At 69.2% G+C, this 19,376-nt stretch carries 18 protein-coding genes and 1 riboswitch; of the genes, 11 read left to right on the top strand and 7 right to left on the bottom strand.

Annotated elements, in window-relative coordinates; translation table 11 throughout:
• Nucleotides 1-39 precede the first annotated feature (39 nt).
• Nucleotides 40-2,025, bottom strand: a complete 1,986-nt coding sequence (locus AB6807_RS11090) for a monovalent cation:proton antiporter family protein (RefSeq protein ID WP_116911707.1) — start codon at nt 2,023-2,025, stop codon at nt 40-42.
• 155 nt (nt 2,026-2,180) lie between these two features.
• On the opposite strand from AB6807_RS11090, the gene AB6807_RS11085 reads away from it, so the two are divergent.
• Genes AB6807_RS11085 through AB6807_RS11070 form a run of 4 tightly spaced genes read left to right on the top strand, consistent with a single transcriptional unit; the run spans nt 2,181 to nt 5,189 of the window.
• Nucleotides 2,181-3,182 (top strand): SIS domain-containing protein, encoded by a 1,002-nt coding sequence (locus AB6807_RS11085; RefSeq protein WP_371084566.1) that lies wholly within the window; start codon nt 2,181-2,183, stop codon nt 3,180-3,182.
• Nucleotides 3,182-3,748, top strand: coding sequence for an HAD family hydrolase (locus tag AB6807_RS11080; RefSeq protein ID WP_116911705.1), 567 nt, complete (start codon nt 3,182-3,184; stop codon nt 3,746-3,748). Before AB6807_RS11085 ends, AB6807_RS11080 begins: the two co-directional genes overlap by 1 nt.
• Entirely contained in the window at nt 3,745-4,404 is a 660-nt protein-coding gene (gene lptC, locus AB6807_RS11075; protein WP_371084565.1) for an LPS export ABC transporter periplasmic protein LptC, read from the top strand. The genes AB6807_RS11080 and lptC overlap by 4 nt, the downstream gene beginning before the upstream one ends.
• A gap of 2 nt (nt 4,405-4,406) precedes the next feature.
• Nucleotides 4,407-5,189 carry an SDR family oxidoreductase gene (locus tag AB6807_RS11070; RefSeq protein WP_371084564.1) on the top strand — a complete coding sequence of 261 codons (783 nt, stop codon included), beginning with the start codon at nt 4,407-4,409 and terminating at the stop codon, nt 5,187-5,189.
• A 100-nt stretch (nt 5,190-5,289) separates the two neighbouring features.
• On the opposite strand, the gene AB6807_RS11065 is transcribed toward AB6807_RS11070, so the two are convergent.
• Nucleotides 5,290-5,850: an RNA-binding protein gene (locus AB6807_RS11065; protein WP_116911703.1), complete on the bottom strand. Its 561-nt coding sequence runs from the start codon at nt 5,848-5,850 to the stop codon at nt 5,290-5,292.
• A gap of 262 nt (nt 5,851-6,112) precedes the next feature.
• Nucleotides 6,113-6,291, top strand: a riboswitch (yybP-ykoY riboswitch).
• Between the two features lie 16 nt (nt 6,292-6,307).
• Between AB6807_RS11065 and AB6807_RS11060 the strand changes: the two genes are divergently transcribed.
• The 4 genes from AB6807_RS11060 to AB6807_RS11045 all read left to right on the top strand — a co-directional run bounded on the left by AB6807_RS11060 (nt 6,308) and on the right by AB6807_RS11045 (nt 9,381).
• Complete coding sequence (locus AB6807_RS11060; RefSeq protein ID WP_116911702.1) at nt 6,308-6,871, top strand: TMEM165/GDT1 family protein; 564 nt, start codon at nt 6,308-6,310, stop codon at nt 6,869-6,871.
• A 137-nt stretch (nt 6,872-7,008) separates the two neighbouring features.
• Nucleotides 7,009-8,187, top strand: a complete 1,179-nt coding sequence (locus AB6807_RS11055; RefSeq protein ID WP_116911701.1) for a homoserine O-acetyltransferase — start codon at nt 7,009-7,011, stop codon at nt 8,185-8,187.
• Complete coding sequence (metW, locus tag AB6807_RS11050) at nt 8,184-8,774, top strand: methionine biosynthesis protein MetW (RefSeq protein ID WP_116911700.1); 591 nt, start codon at nt 8,184-8,186, stop codon at nt 8,772-8,774. The genes AB6807_RS11055 and metW overlap by 4 nt, the downstream gene beginning before the upstream one ends.
• A gap of 19 nt (nt 8,775-8,793) precedes the next feature.
• A complete protein-coding gene (locus AB6807_RS11045) occupies nt 8,794-9,381 on the top strand; it encodes a YigZ family protein (RefSeq protein WP_371084563.1) in 588 nt (195 codons plus the stop codon).
• Here the strand turns inward: AB6807_RS11045 and AB6807_RS11040 are convergent.
• The gene (locus AB6807_RS11040; RefSeq protein ID WP_371084562.1) at nt 9,326-10,306 is read right to left on the bottom strand and encodes an ion transporter; all 981 of its coding nucleotides are present in this window, start codon (nt 10,304-10,306) and stop codon (nt 9,326-9,328) included. The genes AB6807_RS11045 and AB6807_RS11040 overlap by 56 nt on opposite strands.
• Before the next feature lie 138 nt (nt 10,307-10,444).
• Here AB6807_RS11040 and AB6807_RS11035 point away from each other — a divergent pair, with 138 nt between their 5' ends.
• The gene (locus tag AB6807_RS11035) at nt 10,445-10,966 is read left to right on the top strand and encodes a polymer-forming cytoskeletal protein (protein ID WP_116911697.1); all 522 of its coding nucleotides are present in this window, start codon (nt 10,445-10,447) and stop codon (nt 10,964-10,966) included.
• Nucleotides 10,967-10,994: 28 nt separating this feature from the next.
• On the opposite strand, the gene AB6807_RS11030 is transcribed toward AB6807_RS11035, so the two are convergent.
• Nucleotides 10,995-11,765 (bottom strand): DUF72 domain-containing protein, encoded by a 771-nt coding sequence (locus AB6807_RS11030; protein WP_116911696.1) that lies wholly within the window; start codon nt 11,763-11,765, stop codon nt 10,995-10,997.
• Between the two features lie 100 nt (nt 11,766-11,865).
• Between AB6807_RS11030 and AB6807_RS11025 the strand changes: the two genes are divergently transcribed.
• Together AB6807_RS11025 and AB6807_RS11020 are read left to right on the top strand one after the other, a co-directional pair.
• Complete coding sequence (locus AB6807_RS11025) at nt 11,866-13,377, top strand: M20 family metallopeptidase (RefSeq protein WP_371084561.1); 1,512 nt, start codon at nt 11,866-11,868, stop codon at nt 13,375-13,377.
• On the top strand, nt 13,374-14,255 hold the full coding sequence (locus AB6807_RS11020; protein ID WP_371084560.1) for a lysophospholipase: 882 nt from the start codon (nt 13,374-13,376) through the stop codon (nt 14,253-14,255). Before AB6807_RS11025 ends, AB6807_RS11020 begins: the two co-directional genes overlap by 4 nt.
• A 21-nt stretch (nt 14,256-14,276) precedes the next feature.
• On the opposite strand, the gene AB6807_RS11015 is transcribed toward AB6807_RS11020, so the two are convergent.
• From AB6807_RS11015 to AB6807_RS11005, 3 genes are all read right to left on the bottom strand, one after another.
• Nucleotides 14,277-17,318 carry a DUF4132 domain-containing protein gene (locus AB6807_RS11015; protein ID WP_371084559.1) on the bottom strand — a complete coding sequence of 1,014 codons (3,042 nt, stop codon included), beginning with the start codon at nt 17,316-17,318 and terminating at the stop codon, nt 14,277-14,279.
• A 108-nt stretch (nt 17,319-17,426) separates the two neighbouring features.
• A complete protein-coding gene (locus AB6807_RS11010) occupies nt 17,427-17,894 on the bottom strand; it encodes a YidB family protein (protein ID WP_116911891.1) in 468 nt (155 codons plus the stop codon).
• Between the two features lie 101 nt (nt 17,895-17,995).
• Entirely contained in the window at nt 17,996-19,363 is a 1,368-nt protein-coding gene (locus AB6807_RS11005) for a M20/M25/M40 family metallo-hydrolase (protein WP_371084558.1), read from the bottom strand.
• Nucleotides 19,364-19,376: the final 13 nt, after the last annotated feature.

Genomic DNA, 19,376 nt, shown 5'->3' with positions numbered 1-19,376 from the left:
CGCGTACCGGTCGCTGCCCGTCGCTGCGCACCGGCCGCTTCAGCCCTTCTGAAGCCGCTCGATCGCCATGGCCAGTGCCGCGGGCTTGCCCGAGAGCACCAGCGTGTCGCCGTCCGACAGCACCGTGTCCCCGGCCGGCGTGCGCGGCTGGCCGTCGAGGCGGCGCAGGCTGGCCACCCGCACGCCCAGCGTGGGCAGCGCGATGCCTTCCAGCGTCTGCCCGATGGCGCGCGCGCCGGCGCTCAGGGTGAAGCTGTTGAGCCGCTCGTGGTTGATCTCGTCGGCGTTGTCGTCGTCGGCGCCGTGGAAGTAGCCGCGCAGCAGGTTGTAGCGCGCGTCGCGCTGGTCCTGCACCACGCGGATCACGCGGCGCATCGGCACGCCGACCAGCGCCAGCGCATGGCTGGCGAGCATCAGCGAGCCTTCGATGGCCTCGGGCACCACTTCGGTGGCGCCGGCGGCCTGCAGCTTCTCGAGGTCGTGGTCGTCCTGGGTGCGCACGATGACCGGCACATGCGCCGCGTGGGCGCGCGTGTTGGCCAGCACCTTCATCGCGCCCGGCACGTCCAGGTAGGTGACCACCACCGCGCTGGCGCGCGCCAGGCCCGCGGCCATCAGCGCCTGCAGCCGAGCCGCGTCGCCGAACACCACCGAGTCGCCGGCGGCGGCGGCCTGGCGCACGCGGTCGGGGTCGAGGTCCAGCGCCATGTAGGGAATGCCTTCGCGCTCCAGGATGCGCGCCAGGTTCTGCCCGCAGCGCCCGTAGCCGCAGATGATCACGTGCCGGGCGGTGTTGATGGTCTTGCGCGCGATGCTCGTCATCTGCAGCGACTGCTGCATCCAGTCGCTGGCCACCAGCTTTCGCACGATGGTGTTGCTGTACATGATGATGAACGGCGTGGCCAGCATCGACAGCACCATCGACGCCAGCACCGGGTTGGCCAGCCAGGGCGGCAGCAGGCTGCGCTCCTGCGCCAGCGTGAGCAGCACGAAGCCAAACTCGCCGGCCTGCGCCAGGTACAGGCCGGTGCGCAGCGACACGCCCGAGGTCGCGCCCAGCACCCTGGCCAGCACCGTCACCAGGCCCAGCTTGAAGGCCAGCGGCACCAGCAGCAGCACGCCCACCAGCAGCCAGCGCTCGACCACGATGTGCCAGTCGAGCGACATGCCCACGGTGATGAAGAACAGGCCCAGCAGCACGTCGTGGAAGGGGCGGATGTCGGTCTCGACCTGGTGCTTGTATTCGGTTTCCGACACCAGCATGCCCGCGATGAACGCGCCCAGCGCCAGGCTCAGGCCGGCCAGTTCGGTCAGCCAGGCCAGGCCCAGCGTGACCAGCAGCACGTTGAGAATGAAGAGCTCCTCGCTGCGCCGCCGCGCCACCAGCGTGAGCCACCAGCGCATCACGCGCGGGCCGCCGTACAGCAGCACGCCGATGAGGAAGCTGGCCTTCAGCAGCGCGAAGCCCAGCGCCTTGGCCAGTGCCTCGGGCGGTGCGCCCAGCGCCGGAATCAGCACCAGCAGCGGCACCACGGCCAGGTCTTGGAAGAGCAGCACGCCCATCACGCGCTTGCCGTGCTCGCTTTCGAGTTCGAGGCGCTCGGCCATCAGCTTGACCACGATGGCGGTGCTGCTCATGGTGAGCGCGCCCGACAGCGCCAGCGCGGTCTGCCAGCCCAGCCGCCAGGCCGGCGGCAACTGCGTGGCGATCAGCAGCGCGCCGACGGTGGCGACGGTCATGGTCAGCAGCACCTGCAGCAGGCCGAGCCCGAACACGTGCTTGCGCATGGCGCGCAGCTTGGGCAGGCTGAACTCCAGCCCGATCACGAACATGAGGAACACCACGCCGAACTCGCCCAGGTGCTGGATGCCTTCGGTGTTCTGCGCCAGCGCGAAGGCGTGCGGCCCGATGAGCACGCCGGCCGACAGGTAGCCAAGCATCGGCGGCAGCTTCAGCGACCGGCATGCGACAACGCCGATCACCGCGGCCAACAGATACAACAGCGTGAGATCGAACGAGGACATAGGCGTTGATGCTAGAGCAAGAGTCGTGCACACGCGTGCCGGAGGGAACCGAGCGCCGCCGGGCCGCCCCAAGGCGCGGAGCGGCCCCCTCGGGGGGCAGCGAGGACACGCATTGCCGAGCGTGGGGGCAAGGCGCCGGCCCGTAAAATCGTGAGATGAGCTCCCGCCCCGCCCCGGCCCCCGTGGTCGACCCCGACGCGATCCTCGCGCGGGCACGCCTGACTTTCGACATCGAAGCCGAAGCCGTTCTCGGCCTGAAGAGCCGCGTCGGCCCGAGCTTCGTCGAAGCCGTGCGCAAGATCCTCGAGGTGCGCGGCCGCGTGGTCGTGATGGGCATGGGCAAGAGCGGCCACGTGGGCCGCAAGATTGCCGCCACCCTCGCCTCCACCGGCACGCCGGCGATGTTCGTGCACCCGGCCGAGGCCAGCCACGGCGACCTGGGAATGATCAAGACGGTCGACCTGGTGCTGGCCATTTCCAACAGCGGCGAGGTCGACGAGCTCACCGTCATCCTGCCGGTCGTCAAGCGCCAGGGCGTGCCCCTGATCGCCATGACCGGTCGCCCCGAATCCACCCTGGCGCGCCACGCCGACATCGTGATCGACGCGGGCGTGGCCAAGGAAGCCTGCCCGCTCAACCTCGCCCCCACCGCGAGCACCACCGCCCAGATGGCGATGGGCGACGCGCTGGCCGTGGCGCTGCTCGACGCGCGTGGCTTCGGCTCCGAAGACTTCGCGCGCTCGCACCCGGGCGGCGCGCTCGGGCGCAAGCTGCTCACGCACGTGAGCGACGTGATGCGCTCGGGCGACGAGGTGCCGCGCGTGCCGCCCACGGCCACCATCAGCGAGCTGATGCGCGCCATGAGCATCAAGGGCTTCGGCGCCGCCGCGGTGGTCGAGCCCGACGGCCGCGCCGCGGGCATCTTCACCGACGGCGACCTGCGCCGCCTGATCGAAGCCGGTGCCGACCTGCGAAGCCCCAAGGCCGCGGAAGTCATGCACCACAACCCGCGCACCATCCGCGTGGACGCGCTGGCGGTGGAAGCCGCCGAGCTGATGGAGCAATGCGGCATCACCCGCCTGTTCGTGATCGACGGCGCGGGCGTGATCGTGGGCGCGATCAACACCAACGACCTGATGCGCGCGAAGGTCATCTGATGGCGCTCGACTTCCAGGCCGAGACCCTCATCGCCGCGCAGGACGTGCGCATCGTTTTCTTCGACATCGACGGCGTGCTGACCGACGGCGGGGTGTACTTCACCGAGCACGGCGAGACGCTCAAGCGCTTCAGCATCCTCGACGGCTACGGCCTGAAGCTGCTGCGCAAGGCGGGCATCGTGCCGGCGGTGATCACCGGGCGCGACTCCAAGCCGCTGCGCGTGCGCCTGGAGGCGCTGGGCATCGAGCACGTGCGCTACGGCACCGAAGACAAGCTGCCCGCCGCGCAGGCCATGCTCGACCAGCTGGGCTTCACCTGGGCGCAGGCCGCCGCCATCGGCGACGACTGGCCCGACCTGCCGGTGCTTGCGCGCGTCGGCTTCGCGGCGGCGCCGGCCAACGCGCACGCCGAAGTGCGCGGCATCGCACGCTACGTGACCCAGGCGCGCGGCGGCGAAGGCGCGGCGCGCGAGCTGTGCGACCTGCTGCTCACGGCCTGCGGCCAGTACCGCGCCATGCTCGACGCGGCACTGGGCCGCAGCGATCACCGGGACCCGAACACATGAACAACGTGAAACGCGCATGGGGCATGGTGCGCGACGTGCTCGACCGCACCACGATCTACCTGCCGATCATCCTGACGGCGGCCGTCGCGCTCGGCACCTACTGGCTGGTGCGCAACGCCCCCAAGCTGCTGGAGCCCACGGCCAAGGCCGCGCCCACGCACGAGCCCGACTACTTCATGCGCGATTTCGTCATCAAGAACTTCCTGCCCAACGGCGACCTGAAGAGCGAGCTGCACGGCACCGAAGGCCGCCACTACCCCGACACCGACACCATGGAAGTCGACCAGGTGCGCGTGCGCTCGGTCTCGCCCGAGGGGCTGGTGACCCGCGCGACGGCGAACCGGGGCCTGTCGAATTCCGACGGCAGCGAGATCCAGCTGTTCGGCAACGCCATCGTCATCCGCGACCCGGCCGTGGCGCCCAACGGCACGCCGCTGCCGCGCCTGGAGTTCCGCGGCGAGTTCCTGCATGCCTACGTGGACACCGAGCGCGTGACCTCCAACAAGCCCGTGACGCTCATCCGCGGCACCGACAAGTTCACCGGCGACACGCTCGACTACGACAACCTGAGCGGCGTGGCCAACCTGAACGGGCGTGTGCGCGGGGTGCTGATTCCGTCGGCGGCCGCCGGCGCGGCACCGGCGAAGAAGCGCTGAAGATGGCTGCATCTCCCCTTGTTTTCATCACCGGCGCATCGAGCGGCATCGGCCAGGCCATGGCCGCGAGCTTTCATGACGCGGGCTACCGGCTGGCGCTGGTCGCACGCCGCACGGCGGAAATCGAAGCGTGGGCGCAGGCACGCCACATCGGCGCGGACCGCTATTGCATCTACAGCGCCGACGTGGCGCAGATCGACAGCATCGTGGCCGCCGGCAATGCCTGCATCGCGCAGCAGGGGCTGCCGGACGTGGTGATCGCCAATGCCGGCATCAGCGTGGGCATCGACACCGCCGAGCGCTCCGACCTCGACGTGCTGACGCAGACCTTCGCCACCAACAACGTGGGGCTGGCGGCAACCTTCCACCCCTTCGTGAAGGCAATGGTGCAGCGCGGCAGCGGGCGGCTGGTGGGCATCGGCAGCGTGGCGTCCATTCGCGGGCTGCCGGGGCATGGCGCGTACTGCGCCAGCAAGGCCGGCGTGGTGGCGTACTGCGAAAGCCTGCGCGGCGAACTGCACGGCAGCGGGGTCAAGGTGGTCACGCTGTGCCCGGGCTACATCGACACGCCGCTCACGCAGGGCAACCGCTACGGCATGCCCTTTCTCATGCAGCCGCAGGACTTTGCCGCCCAGGCGCTGCGGGCCATCGAATCGGGCACCAGCTACCGCGTGATTCCATGGCAGATGGGCGTGATCGCCAAGATCATGCGCATGCTGCCCAATGCCGTGCTCGACCGGGCGGTGCAGGGGCGCGGGCGCAAGAAGCGCAGCGGGGAAGCCTGAAGCCAGGCTGCGCGCTGCATCGGGCCGGACGAAAGGGCCCGCCCATGAAAAAAGGCTCCCGAGGAGCCTTTTGTCTTTTTGTGCGTTGGAGTTGCAGGGCTCAGTAGCCGCTGTTGCCGCCGCCGCCGTAGCCACCGCCACCACCGCCGCTGCGACCACCGCCGCCACCGCCACGGGGGCCAGCGCCGTAGGGGCTGCGGAAACCGCCATCGCCTCCACCGCCGCCGCCGCCACTGCGGCCACCGCCGCCGCCGTAGCCGCCGCCACCGGAACGGCCACCGCCGCCACCGCTGCGATCGCCGCCACCGCCGCCGTAGCCACCACCGCCGCCGCCGTAGCCACCGCCACCACCGCCGCCATAACCGCCGCCGCCGCCACCGTAGCCGCCGCCACCGCTGCGCGGGGGACGTGCTTCCATGGGACGTGCTTCATTGACGACGACGCTGCGGCCGCCCAGGGGCTGGCCGTTCATGCCGTTGATGGCTGCCTGTGCTTCCGCGTCACTGCCCATCTCGACGAAGCCGAAGCCCTTCGAGCGGCCGGTGTCACGTTCCATCATGACCTTGGCGCTGGTCACCGCGCCGAACTGCCCGAAGGCCTGTTCGAGATCTCCATCGCGCACCGAGTAAGGCAGGTTGCCCACGTACAGTTTGTTGCCCATCAAGGGACTCCTATAAACACACACCAAGAAAAGCGATGGAGTCCCGAAAGCATCACTCAAACGAGAGCCGTCGAGTCGCGCGAAACTGACCGATCACCGAACTGTCTCCCCACCAAAATGAAGAGGGAGGCTCGTGCATTATGGGTGAAATATTTGAAAAGCAAGCGGGAATTTGCGTCTTGAGGTAGCACCTGTGAAAACGCCTGGAAAGCTAGCGTTCGCTTACAGAAACTAAGAATGCGCGGGCACTGCCTGTAGAATTCCGCCCGTCATTGGGGAGTAGCCGCCTTCCGATCTGCGAGAAGGGCCCGCGTCAACAGACTTGTCCTGCCCCACACGGGACATGGCGCGTGCAGTGAACACACCTGGCGAGACCTTTGACCATGCAATTTCGGAAATATGGCCGAAGGGTTGCATGGTCAATTGCGTCCTTCGGCCCAAGGAACCCCACGTCATCATGGAAGCTTTTCTCGTTGCAACCGGCGTAGTTGCGCTCGCCGAAATGGGCGACAAGACCCAACTCCTGGCCCTCTTGCTCGCAGCCCGTTTCAGGAAACCCTGGCCCATCGTGCTCGGCATCTTTGCCGCCACCATCATCAACCACGCGCTCGCGGGCGCGGTCGGCAACTACATCACGCGCTGGCTCGGGCCCGAGGTGCTGCGCTGGATTCTTGGCGGCTCGTTCATCGCCATGGCGGTGTGGATGCTCATTCCCGACAAGCTCGACGACGACGACGCCCCGGGCGTGTCGAAGTTCGGCGTGTTCGGCACCACCGTCATCGCCTTCTTCCTGGCCGAGATGGGCGACAAGACGCAGATTGCCACCGTCATGCTGGCCGCGCGCTTCACGCACGACTACTTCTGGGTGGTGGCCGGCACCACGCTGGGCATGATGCTGGCCAACGCGCCGGTGGTGTGGCTGGGCGAGAAGATCGTGCGGCGCGTGCCGATCAAGCTGGTGCACGCCATCTCGGCGGCCATCTTCCTGGTGCTGGGCGTGATCATGATCGTCGGCTGGTAGTGGCTGCCCATTGAAGGACGGGGCGATATACTGCCCCTCGCGCCGATTTGCTACAGCTTGCGGGCGCTTTATAAATCCAGCTAAAGACAGGCACGGCAGACCCGGCTCGTTTTTGGCGAGGCCGGGTTTTTTCATTCATGTCGTCCTTGTCTTCCGTGTCGTCATCTCCACCCTTGGTCGTCACCCCGCAGTCGATGCAGTTCGCGGGGCCCCTGGCCTTGCGCAGCGGCGCATCGATCAGCGACTACACGCTCGCCTACGAAACCTACGGCACCCTGAACGCCGACCGCAGCAACGCGGTGCTGGTGTGCCATGCGCTCAACGCCTCGCACCACGTGGCCGGCGTGTACCAGGGCCAGGCCCGCTCCGAGGGCTGGTGGGACAACATGGTGGGCCCGGGCAAGCCGGTGGACACCGAGCGCTTCTTCGTCATCGGCGTGAACAACCTCGGCTCCTGCTTCGGCTCGACCGGCCCCATGCACGTCAACCCCGCCACCGGCCGCGTCTACGGCGCCGACTTTCCGGTGGTCACGGTCGAAGACTGGGTGGACGCCCAGGCCGTGCTGCTCGACGCGCTCGGCATCCAGACCCTGGCCGCGGTGATGGGCGGCAGCCTGGGCGGCATGCAGGCGCTGTCGTGGACGCTGCAGTACCCGCAGCGCGTGCGCCACGCCGTGGTGGTGGCCAGCGCGCCCAACCTCACGGCCGAGAACATCGCCTTCAACGAGGTGGCGCGCCGCGCCATCGTGACCGACCCCGACTTCCACGGCGGCCACTTCTACGAGCACGGCGTCGTGCCCAAGCGCGGCCTGCGCATCGCGCGAATGATCGGCCACATCACCTACCTGAGCGACGACGTCATGAACGCCAAGTTCGGCCGCATCCTGCGCAGCGCCGTCGAGGGAGAAGCGGCGGCGCTCGACTACCGCTACTCGACGCAGGACGTGGAGTTCCAGATCGAGAGCTACCTGCGCTACCAGGGCGACAAGTTCAGCGAGTACTTCGACGCCAACACCTACCTGCTGATCACCCGTGCGCTCGACTACTTCGACCCCGCGCGCAGCCACGGCGGCCTGCTGAGCACCGCGTTCGCGCGGGCCACGGCCAAGTTCCTGCTCGTGAGCTTCAAGACCGACTGGCGCTTCTCGCCCGCGCGCAGCCGCGAGCTCGTGAAGGCGCTGCTCGACAACCGCCGCAACGTGAGCTACGCCGAAATCGACGCGCCGCACGGCCACGACGCCTTCCTGCTCGACGACGTGCGCTACATGGGCGTGGTGCGCTCCTACTTCGAGCGCGTGGCCAAGGAGTTTCAATGAGCGATCTCGACCACCAGCGGCTCATCGCCGAACTCGTTCCCCAGGGCTCGCGCGTGCTCGACCTCGGCTGCGGCGACGGCGCCCTGCTCGACCTGCTGCAGCGCGAGCGCGGCTGCACCGGCTACGGCGTGGAAATTGCCGACGGCAACGTGCTGCAGTGCATTCGCCGCGGCGTCGACGTGATCCAGCTCAACCTCGACGAAGGCCTCGCGATGTTCGACGACGCCTCGTTCGACGTGGTGCTGCAGATCGACACGCTGCAGCACCTGCGCAATGCCGAGGTGATGCTGCGCGAGACCGCGCGCGTGGGCCGCACCGGCATCGTGGCCTTCCCCAACTTCGCGCACTGGCCCAACCGGCTGAGCATCGCGCGCGGCCGCATGCCCGTGACGCGCCGCCTGCCCTACCAGTGGTACGACACGCCCAACATCCGCGTGGGCACCTTCAAGGACTTCGAGGTGCTGGCCGGCAAGAACAACCTGCGCGTGCTCGATGCCTTCGGCCTGCAGAACGGGCGCGACGTGCGCTGGCTGCCCAACGCGCGCGCCAGCACGGCGGTGTTCAGGTTCGAGCGCGGCGGCAGCTGAGCCCGCTTCGCCGCCCGCGATGAGCTTCACGCTGCCAGAGCCGGTCCACAGCGACCTGCTCATCAAGAAGAGCCGCTTCATCGGCTGCGTGCAGCCGGTGGCCGACCGCGCGGCCGCGCTGGCCGTGGTCGCTTCGCTGCGCGCCGAGCACCCGGCGGCCGCGCATGTCTGCTGGGCCCTGATGGCCGGCGGCCAGTCGGCCGCGAACGACGACGGCGAGCCCGGCGGCACCGCCGGCCGGCCGATGCTCGAGGTGCTGCGCCACCAGCAGGTCGAAGGCGCGCTCGCGACGGTGGTGCGGTATTTCGGTGGCGTGAAGCTGGGCGCGGGCGGCCTCGTGCGGGCCGACACCGATGCGGTCGCGCAGGCGCTGCTCGGTGCCACGCTCGTGCCGCTGGTGCGCCTGCGCAGCGTGCGCTGCACGGTGCCCTATGCGCTCGAGGGGCTGGTGCGCAGGGAGCTCGCCGCGGCGGGCGCGGTGCTCGAGAGCGTGGCGCACGGCGACGACGTGGCCTTCGCTTTTTCGCTGCCCGAGCCCGATGCGGATGCGTTCATCGCTCGCCTCGGCGACGCTGCGCAAGGGCGCGCCGCCTGGCCGCGGGAGTGATGCGCTTGGCCGGCACGGCAGGCACCGCAGGTGGGGGCGGCGTCATCGACAGGATGCCGCGCGAGGCAATCGGCACGGACACCGACCCAGACATCGACCCCGGCAGCGCTTCGTCGTCGGGCCCGCGCCGCGCCATCTCGGCCGTCACGATGCCGGTCGGCACCGCCAGCACGCCCCAGCCCAGCAGCATCATCACCGAGGCAATCGCGCGGCCCAGGTCGGTCTTGGGCACCAGGTCGCCGAAGCCCACGGTGGCCATGGTCGAGATGGCCCAGTAGATCGCCACCGGAATGCTGGTGAAGCCGTGCTGAGGCCCTTCGACCACGTACATCAGCGTGCCCATCACCAGCACCACCAGCATCACGAAGCCGACGAACACCGTGATCTTGCGGCGGCTCGCATGCACCGCCGACACCAGTGCGCGGTACTCCTCCGAATAGCGCGACAGCTTGAAGATGCGGAACACCCGCAGCAGCCGCAGGATGCGCACGTCGATCAGGTACGCGAGCCCCGGCGTAAGCACCGCCAAAAAGGTTGGCAGCAGCGCGAGCAGGTCGATCACGCCGTAGAAGCTGCCCGCATAGCGCGCGGGCCGCTTCACGCACAGCAGCCGCCCGATGTACTCGAGCGTGAAGAGCGCGGTGAACACCCATTCGAGCACGCCGAACACATGGCCGAAGCGCAGGTGAATGGCCTGCACGCTGTCGAGGATGACCACGCCCACGCTGGTGACGATCACCGCGATGAGCATCAGGTCGAAGAGCCGCCCCAGGCGCGACTCTGATTCGAAGATCACCGAGAACAGGCTGCGGCGCCAGCCGTGCTCGGGCTTGCCGAAACGCGCGTCGCCAAGGGCCGCGTCGGAGCCGATGGCCGCGGGGATGTTGGCGGAGATCGATGCTGTATTGCGCGAGGGGGTCGTCATCTGCCTTGGTTTCGGGTCTACTGGAAAGCCATTGTCGGTGGCGTATATCGTCTTACTCGGTTACGCCTCTTGCGCAATGAAGTACGGCAGGCCGCAAGTGCGTTCTTACGATAGTCCCTTTCCTTGAGGAGCTCCCCATTGGCTACACAGTCCCCCTTCTTCGGCAAGCGTGACCGAGACACCGATTCTTTGAACTCCCGCCCCGCTCCGCTGGTCGGCGCAGGCACCAATCTCTCGGGTACCCCCGTCAATCCCTCGTCGCTCACTGCACAGCAAGGCGGCCTGAACGCGGCAGCCGCCGCACCCGTCGCCAAGGAAGGCGGCAGCAAGCTCACCGTCGGCCCGAACATCAAGCTCAAGGGCGTGGAAATCACCGATTGCGACACGCTCGTGGTCGAAGGCCTGGTCGAGGCCACCATGGATTCGCGCCTGATGCAGATCGCCGAACAGGGCGAGTTCAAGGGCTCGGCCGAAATAGACATCGCCGAGATCCGCGGCGTGTTCGACGGCAGCCTCACCGTGCGCGAGAAGCTCGTCATTCATTCGACCGGCAAGGTCACCGGCAAGATCCGCTACGGCAAGATCGTCATCGAAGAAGGCGGCCAGCTGTCTGGCGAAATCAGCTTCGGCACCAAGCCGTCGCTGCAGGCCGCGGCCTGACCCGACCCGGCTCCCGCAGCTCCGGGCTTCAGGGCTCGGGCGGGGTCCACCCCAGGCGCTCCAGCAAGGCACCGGCCGCGGCCGGTGCTTTTTCTTTGGCGCCATTGATGAAGTACACGAACACGTCGCGCTTTTTCGGCGACGCGGCCCAGCCCTTCGCGCGCTCGGCCCAGGTGTCGAGCGCCTTCGGCGCGTAGCCGGCCTTGAGCTTGGCGTCGGCCATCATCAGCCGCGCATAGGCCACGTCCCCTTCGGGCTCCTCGAACGACGGAAACTTGTCGGCGTCGGTGAACACCGTCGACACCTTGTGCTTCTTCGCGAGCGCCTTGTATTCGGGGGTGATGAAGCTCTCGTGGCGCACGTCCATCACGTGGCGCAGCACCCGGCTGCCCTCCTTCTTCGGCAGCAGCTGCAAAAAGGCCTCGAAGTCTTCGGCATCGAACTGCTTGGTCGGCATGAACTGCCACACGATGGGCCCCAGCTTGTCGCCGAGCTCGGCCACGCCGCTGTCGATGAAGCGCGTGATCGATTCGCCCGCGCCCGAGAGCAGCTTGCGGTTGGTGGCGAAGCGCGAGGCTTTCAGCGAGAACACGAAGTCGGCCGGCGTGTCGTCGTGCCACTTCTTGAAGGTCTCAGGCTTGAAGGTGCTGTAGTAGGTGCCGTTGACCTCGATGGCGCTGACCTTGCGGCTCGCGTAGTTCAGCTCCTTCGCGTGCGCCAGGCCCTTGGGATAGAAGTTGTCGCGCCAGGGCTCGTAGGTCCAGCCGCCGATGCCCGCCTTGATGTTTGCCTTGCTCACATAGCCCTCCCGGTTTGAGATCGCCCGCACTCTACGGCTACACGCGCGCGCGTCAAGGCGCAAAATGCGTTTTTTTCTTCACCTCGCGGAGAACCCCCCGATGAACGCCCCCCTGCACCGCGAAATGCCCGCCGGCACGCTCGACGCCGCACGTGCCCTCTCCGATGTCACCGCCCAATGGGACGGCGACATCGTCAAGCAGCTCACCGACTACATCGCCATTCCGTCCAAGTCGCCCGGCTTCGACAAGGACTGGCTGGCCAACGGCTACCTGGAGACCGTGCTGCGCAACGCCGCGGCCTGGGTCGAGGCGCAGAAGGTCGAAGGCCTGAAGCTGGAAATCGTGCGCCTCGAAGGCCGCACGCCGGTGCTGTTCTTCGAAGTGCCGGCCTCCGGCACCGCCATGGACGAGACCGTGCTGATGTACGGCCACCTCGACAAGCAACCCGAATTCACCGGCTGGCGCAACGACCTCGGCCCGTGGACGCCCAAGTACGAAAACGGCCTGCTCTACGGCCGCGGCGGTGCCGACGACGGCTACGCGGTGTATGCCAGCGTGGCCGCGCTGCAGGCGCTCAAGGCGCAGGGCGTGGCGCACCCGCGCATCGTCGGCATCATCGAGACCTGCGAGGAAAGCGGCTCCTACGACCTGCTGCCCTATGTGGACGCGCTGCGCCCGCGCCTGGGCAATGTCGAGCTGGTCATCTGCCTGGACTCCGGCGCCGGCAACTACGACCAGCTGTGGCTCACCACCTCGCTGCGCGGCATGGCCAGCGGCACGCTGAAGGTCGAGGTGCTCACCGAAGGCATTCACTCGGGCGACGCCTCGGGCCTGGTGCCTTCGAGCTTTCGCATCATGCGGCAGGTGCTCGACCGGCTCGAGGACAGCGCCACCGGCCGCCTCCTGCCCGCCAGCTTCCACTGCGAAGTGCCCGCCGACCGCCTGGCGCAGGCCAAGGCCACCGCGGCCATCCTCGGCGACGAGGTGTACAAGCGCTTTCCTTGGGCGCACTACGACTGCGGCGGCTCGACCATGTTCGCCCTGCCCACCACCACCGACCCGGTGGAAGCGCTGCTCAACCGCACCTGGAAGCCCACGCTGTCGGTCACCGGCGCCGAAGGTTTTCCGGCGCTGAAGGACGCGGGCAACGTGCTGCGCCCCTACACCGCCTTCAAGCTGTCGCTGCGCCTGCCCCCGCTGGTCGACGCGGCCGAGACGGTGCAAAAGCTCAAGGCGCTGCTGGAAGACAACGCGCCCTACCAGGCCCGCGTGACCTTCGAGAGCGGCGGCGGCGCCACCGGCTGGAACGCCCCGACCATCACCCCGTGGTTCGAGGACGCGCTGAACAAGGCCTCGCGCGCGCACTTCGGCGCCTCGTGCGGCTACATCGGCCAGGGCGGCACCATTCCGCTGATGAACATGCTCAGCGCCGGCTTCCCCAAGGCGCAGATGATGGTCTGCGGCGTGCTCGGCCCGAAGAGCAACGCGCACGGCCCCAACGAGTTCCTGCACGTGCCCTACGCCAAGAAGCTGACGGCCGCCGTGGCCGAAGTGATTGCCGCGCTGCCGGTGGCGCACCGCGCCGCCGCGGCCGAACCCGCTGCCGCTTGAGCGACCCCCTGCCCCTGCCGCAACGCGTGTCGCTGTCCACCCCGGACGGCGAGACGCTGGTGCTGCGCCGCTTGCCAGCATCGAGTGCATCGGGTGCATCGGGTGCACACAGCTCGGCGCGGGCCGTCATCGTGGTGGTCCATGGGCTCGGCGAGCACGCGGGCCGCTACCACGCGGTGGCCGAATGCCTGCACGAATGGGGCTTTGCCGTGTGGGCGCACGACCAACACGGCCATGGCGAATCCAGCGGCGTGCGCGGCGGCCTGCCCAGCGAACTGCGGCTGGTCGACGACCTGGCGCTGGTGATCGACGATGCGCGCCGGCTGAACCCCGGCGTGCCGCTGGTGGTGCTGGGGCACAGCCTGGGCGGACTGGTCGCGGCGAGCCTGGTCGCGCGCCATGTGCGGCCGGTCGATGGGCTGGTGCTGTCGTCGCCGGGGCTCGACCCGGGCCTGAGCGGCGTGCAGAAGGCGCTGCTCGCGGTGCTGCCGCGCATTGCGCCGAACCTGCGCGTCGGCAACGGGCTGGACGACAGCTACCTCTCGCACGACCCGGCCGTGGTGCAGGCCTACCGGGACGATCCGCTCACGCACGACCGCATCGGCAGCCGGCTGGCGCGCTTCCTGGCGAGCGAAGGCGCCACGGTGCAGCAGCACGCCGCCCACTGGCCCGTGCCGACGCTGCTGCTCTACGCGGGCGACGACCACCTCGTGCGGCCCGAGGCCAGCCGGGTCTTTGCCGCGGCCGCCGCGCCCAGCGGCATGGTCGAGGCGCACGGCTTCGACACGCTGTACCACGAGATCTTCAACGAGCTCGACAGCGAGCCGGTCTTCGCGGCCCTGCAGCGCTGGCTCGACGCGCGCTTTCCACCCGCCTGAACGCAGGGCCGCGCCGGCGGTTCAGGCCGCTTCGCGGATCACGCGCTGCAGGTCGCGCTCGATCTCGCTGAAGGCGATCGGCGGCAGGTCGCCCAGCGTGCCCCTGTTTGCTTGAATGGCCTGTGTGGCCTGTGTGGCCTGTGTGGCCCGGGCGGAATCTGTGCCGTCCAGCGCCACCGCGCGCACCGTCTGCAGCGCCTTGCCGTCGGGCACGTCCTGCACGAACCAGCCCTCTTCCAGCTGCACGCACAGCCGCCGACCGCCGGGCAGCGCCTTGTTGAAGCTGTCGACCATGCCGCCCTCGCCCACCTCACGCAGCCAGCCGCGCGACTCCAGCCCCATGAGAGCGGCGTTCGACACCTGCCGGCCCGCCCACTGCGGAAGCTCGCGGCGCGTGCGCAGCACGGGGTCGAGCGCGAAGGTCTGGCGCGTCAGCTGCTCGAAGGGCTGCATGATTTCGTAGTCGGCCAGCACCGCGCTCCAGGCGGCGGCCAGCGCCGGGTCTTGCGCGGCCAACTCCAGCGGATGCGGCAGGCCGATGCGCGCAGCCTTGGGCAGCTTCACCGGGTCGTCCTGCAGGTCGCTCAGCTCGCCCTCGGCGCTGACGCGGAACGTGCCCTCGAGCCGGTTCGACGCGTCGAACAGCCCCCACACCAGCGGCCGGCTGAACACGCGCAGCACCGGGTGGTTCGCGAAGAAGGGCATGAACTCGTCCGCGCTCCAGCGGCGCTGCGCGCACATTGCAGCCTCGAGCCGACGCAGCTGCGTGGTGGCGACGGTCTTGGCCAGCTTGCGCAGCTCCTTCAGCTGCGTGGTCGCGGCGGCGGCCTTGCCGGGCTCGTCGTTCGCGCCGGGCTTGGGCAGGGTCTTCAGCGCCTTGCCGCGGGCGTCGTGCACCATGGGCTGGAAGTGGTCGTCCATGCGCACTTCGAAAGTGCGCGGGCCGAAGTCGAGCGTGAGCCGCGCGCGCGCGTCCAGGCCGAGGTCGGGCACGGTGCGGTCTGCCAGCTGGTCGAGGCTCAGGCCGCGCTGTTCGGCCACCTCGCCCAGCATGCGGTCGGCGCGGGTGCGCAGGTCGTCGTAGCGGGTCTGGCGCGCGAGCTCGGCCAGGTGCATGAGCGCGGCGTCGCTGCCGATGTCGCCCAGCATCGCCATGGCGTCGTAGGCGCGCACGCGGTCGAGCGCGGCGCGCCACTGGCGCAGCAGGCCGTAGAGCTGGCGGGCCGTTTCGTCGTCGCCCAGGCGGCCCTGCAGCGCGAACATCCAGCGCTCCTTGCTCGGGCGGCCGTTGCCGATCCACCAGGCCAGCAGGGCGCGGCCGAAGCGCGCGAGCGAATCGGGCGCCAGCGCGTCCAGCAGCGCGGGCAGCCCCGGGTAGGGCGCGTCGGGCTTGCCGAGCATCATCGCCATCAGCACGTCGGGCACGCAGGCCTGCGGCAGCGCGTGGCCGCTGTTCTTCAGCAGCAGGCGGGGCAGCGCCGCGAGCGGCAGGGTCTTGGGCAGCGCCGGCAGCTCGTCGGGCAGCAGCTCTTCGGGGGCGATGGCCAGCAGCGTGGCAACCGCGGCCGCCGCCTCGCTGCCGTAGGCCTCGGCCTGGCGGCGCACGGCGTCGGTGTTGCCTTCGGCGTGCAGCCAGCGCAGCGCGGCTTGCGCCGCCTCGTGCGCCGGGCCGGGCTCGCCCAGCGCCGCGGGAATGAGCCCGCGCGCCGCGGTGTCGGGGTAGCGGGCCAGCCATGCGGCGGCCTCGCGCCGCACCCAGCGGTTGGTGTGGAAGCCCCGGGCGATCCAGCCGGCCAGCGGGTCCCATTCGATGGCGGAGGCCAGCTCGAACATGGCGCGCGCGCCGTGCTTGAGGTAGTGCGGCAAGGCCGGCAGCGCGGCGGTGCCGAAGTGATGCAGCACCGGGCGAATGCGCGACGCGTCGCTCAGCGCGTGCAGCAGCGCCGGCCCCTGCGTGAACACCGCCATCGCCAGCGGCGCCGGCAGCTGCCAGATGTAGTCGGCGGTCGACCAGGCCGTGCCGGGCGGGTCGCCGAAGTCGTCCGGCTGCATGTCGGCACCGTTGGCGCCGTCGGCGATGTCGTCGATGCGCTCGGGCCGCACGCCGAGCATCCACAGGGCCTTGCGCACACGGGCGCCATCGCCCTGTGCATCACGGACAGCCTCCGGCGCCTTCGGCTCATTGCGCGCGAAATTCTTCACCTGCTCGTCCGAGCGCGCGCGCAGCGCCCGCACTTCCTGCGCCAGCCAGTCGTCCGACGCGTCGCCGGTGGCCTGCTGGTACTGCGGCGGCGGCAGGCCGGCCCAGTGCAGCGCGGCGGTCGCGGGCAGCGGCTGCAGGGCCAGCGTGGGAACCACCGGCAACGCCTGCCGGTTCTTCCACGGCGGGCGGCGCAGCAGCGCGGGCCAGGCCTCGGGGGCGGCGTCGGTCACGCCGTCGGCGCTGTCTTCCTGCAGGCGCGCGAGCGTCTTGCGCTGGCTGTCGTCGCAGGCTGCTTCCAGCGGCGCTTGCCAGTCGGGGTGGGCGGCCAGCAGCTCCAGCACGAGCGCGGCGCCGGCCTGGTGGCGCGCCGGGTTGGCCGAGAGCAGTTCGCGCAGCACGAACAGCGGCCAGCGCGCGGCCTGCTTGGCCAGCGCGGTCTTGCAGTCGATCTGCTTGACCTGCGTCACGAAGAAGCGCACGACCGCCGCGTCGTGGATGGCCAGCAGGTCGGTCACGGCCTCCTTGTGCGGCGAAGGCTCGAAGAACAGCTCGGCCGCCGCGGCGCCGTGCATCTCGAGCATGCGCAGCCGCGCGGCGCGGGGCGGGTAGAAGCTGGCGCGGTGGCGGCGGTAGAAGTCGAGGCTGTCGGCCAGGCTGCGCTCGGTGGACAGCAACCCGCCGCAATGGCCGCAGGCCCGGTCGTTAAAGCGTGCGAGCGACTCGCGCATGCCCTTGGTCCAGCGCACGCTGCCGTCGGGCTGTGCATGCAGGCCGCTCTTGCCTTCATTGCCTGCCCTGCCTTCGGTGCTTTCAGTGCCTTCAGTGCCTGTCCCTGCCTTCGATTTGCGACCCACCGCCATGCCATCCTCCCTCGAACTGATGCGAGCGGCATTGTCGGCCAAGGCTGCGCGGGCAAAAAAAAAGAGCGCCCTCGCGGGCGCTCGAATCCTGGAGAGAGGCGGCAGCCTTCAGGGTTGCTTGCCCTGAAGCAGCCCGCTGAGCGAACCCAGCAGGTCTTCATGGTTGCCCAGGCCCTGCTCCGGCACCTTGCCGTGCGGCGTGAGCTGGTCGATGAGCGCGGGCAGCATGGTCGCGAGCATCGGCAGCAGCGTTTGCGCATTGATGCCCAGCTTGGACGCGATGGCGGCAATGGTGTCGCCGCCCAGCGCGTTCTGCAGCTGGTCGCCCGAGACCGGCTGGTTCTCGCCCTTGCCGATCCACGAGTTGATGACGCTGCCCAGGCCGGCCTGCTCGAACTTCGAGACCAGCCCGCCCAGGCCGCCCTGCGCGCCATTGTTCGCAAGCAGGCCGCCCAGCGCCCCTGCGATGCCGCCGAGATCGCCCAACCCACCGAGGCCGCCGAGGCCTCCGCCTTGGGGCTGCTGCTGTGCAGCGCCTCCCAGCACTTGACCGAGTACCGAATCGAGCAATCCCATGGCCGTTTCCTTGGTGTGTGACAGAACCGCCAACATTGTTAAATGCGGCGACGCTTAAGTGGAAAGTTGCACAGGCACTTTCGAACCGGCAACGTGACAAATTACTTGGTACGCGCCACGCGTTTGGGCAGCAATGCGGGGCTGATGCCCTGCACGCCCACCAACCCGAGCACTGTCACCAGCGAATTCTGCGCGCCTTTCCAGGCGTCTGTCACGTCGATGGACTCGGCCAGCGAATGGAATCCCGAGCCCTTGCCACCGCCGCCGACGATGATGGCCGGAATGCCCAGCGAGATCGGCACGTTGGCGTCGGTGCTGCCGCCGCGCAGCATCGTCTTGTGGCCGAAGGCCGCGTTCGAGCGCGTGGCCGCCTCGACGATCACCGAGTCGGGCGGCGTGCGGCCGCCGGGCCGGTCGCCGATGAGGCGGGTGCTGGCGCTCAGCGAGTTCACGTTCCAGCGCCTGTTTTCCTCGGCCACCGCCTCGTCGATGGCGGCCAGGATCTTCTTTTCGGTGTCCAGCAGCGCGCCCATGTCGTCCGAGCGGATGTCGATGGCCATCCGCGCGTCCGGTGCGATGGTGTTCACCGAGGTGCCGCCGCCCACGGTGCCGACGGTGAACGTCGTCTTGGGGAAGCTCGGCGTGCGCACGTCGGCGATCTTGGCGATGGCGCGGCCCATGCCGTGGATGGCGCTGGGCACCAGGCCGAAAGCGCCGAAGCTGTGGCCGCCCGGGCCCTGGAATGTGACCTCGTAGCGGTGGCTCGCGGTGCCCAGCACCAGCACCGCGCCCGGCGGCGAGGGCTCCAGCCCCACCATGCCGTCGAGGTCGAGGTGGTCCCTGAAGATCGCCTTCATGCCGCGCAGGTTGCCCAGCTCTTCCTCGCCCACGTTGGCCACGAACAGCAGGTCGCCCACGGTCTGCACCTTGTTGTCGTTCAAGACCTTGAGCCAGGACAGCAGCACCGACAGCCCGCGCGTGTCGTCGCCGATGCCGGGGGCGTACAGGCGGCCGTCGCGCTCCTTCACCTTCACGTCGGTGCCGGCGGGGAACACGGTGTCGAGGTGGGCCGACACGAGCAGCCGGGGCCCGTTGCCCGTGCCCTTGCGCAGGCCGACCACGTTGCCTTCGGCATCGATCTTCGCGTGGCCCAGGCCGAGCGCCTTCATGCGGGCGAGAAAGGCCTCGGCGCGCTTGTGCTCCTTGAAGGGGGGCGCCTCGATCTCGGTGAGCATCTTCAGGTCTTCCACCGAGCGCTCGTGGTCGGCCTTGACCGCTTCGAGCAGCTTCTGGATGGCGGGCGAGGCCATCAGCTGCGTGTAGGCCTTGTCGACTTCAGGGCTGACTTGCGTGGGCGTGGGGGCGACAGCGGGACTTTGCGCCAGCGCAGCAGGGGCCGCGCACAGCATCGACAGAACGAGAGGAGCGAGGCAGGGGGCAAGGCGCAAAGCGCCCGGCAGGCGGGACATGGGGCAAAAGTCC

Source organism: Variovorax sp. RCC_210 (genome assembly GCF_041355175.1).
Classification (GTDB): domain Bacteria; phylum Pseudomonadota; class Gammaproteobacteria; order Burkholderiales; family Burkholderiaceae_C; genus Variovorax.
Note: the sequence above shows the minus strand (reverse complement) of the source record. Positions and strands in the feature narration are given on the sequence as shown.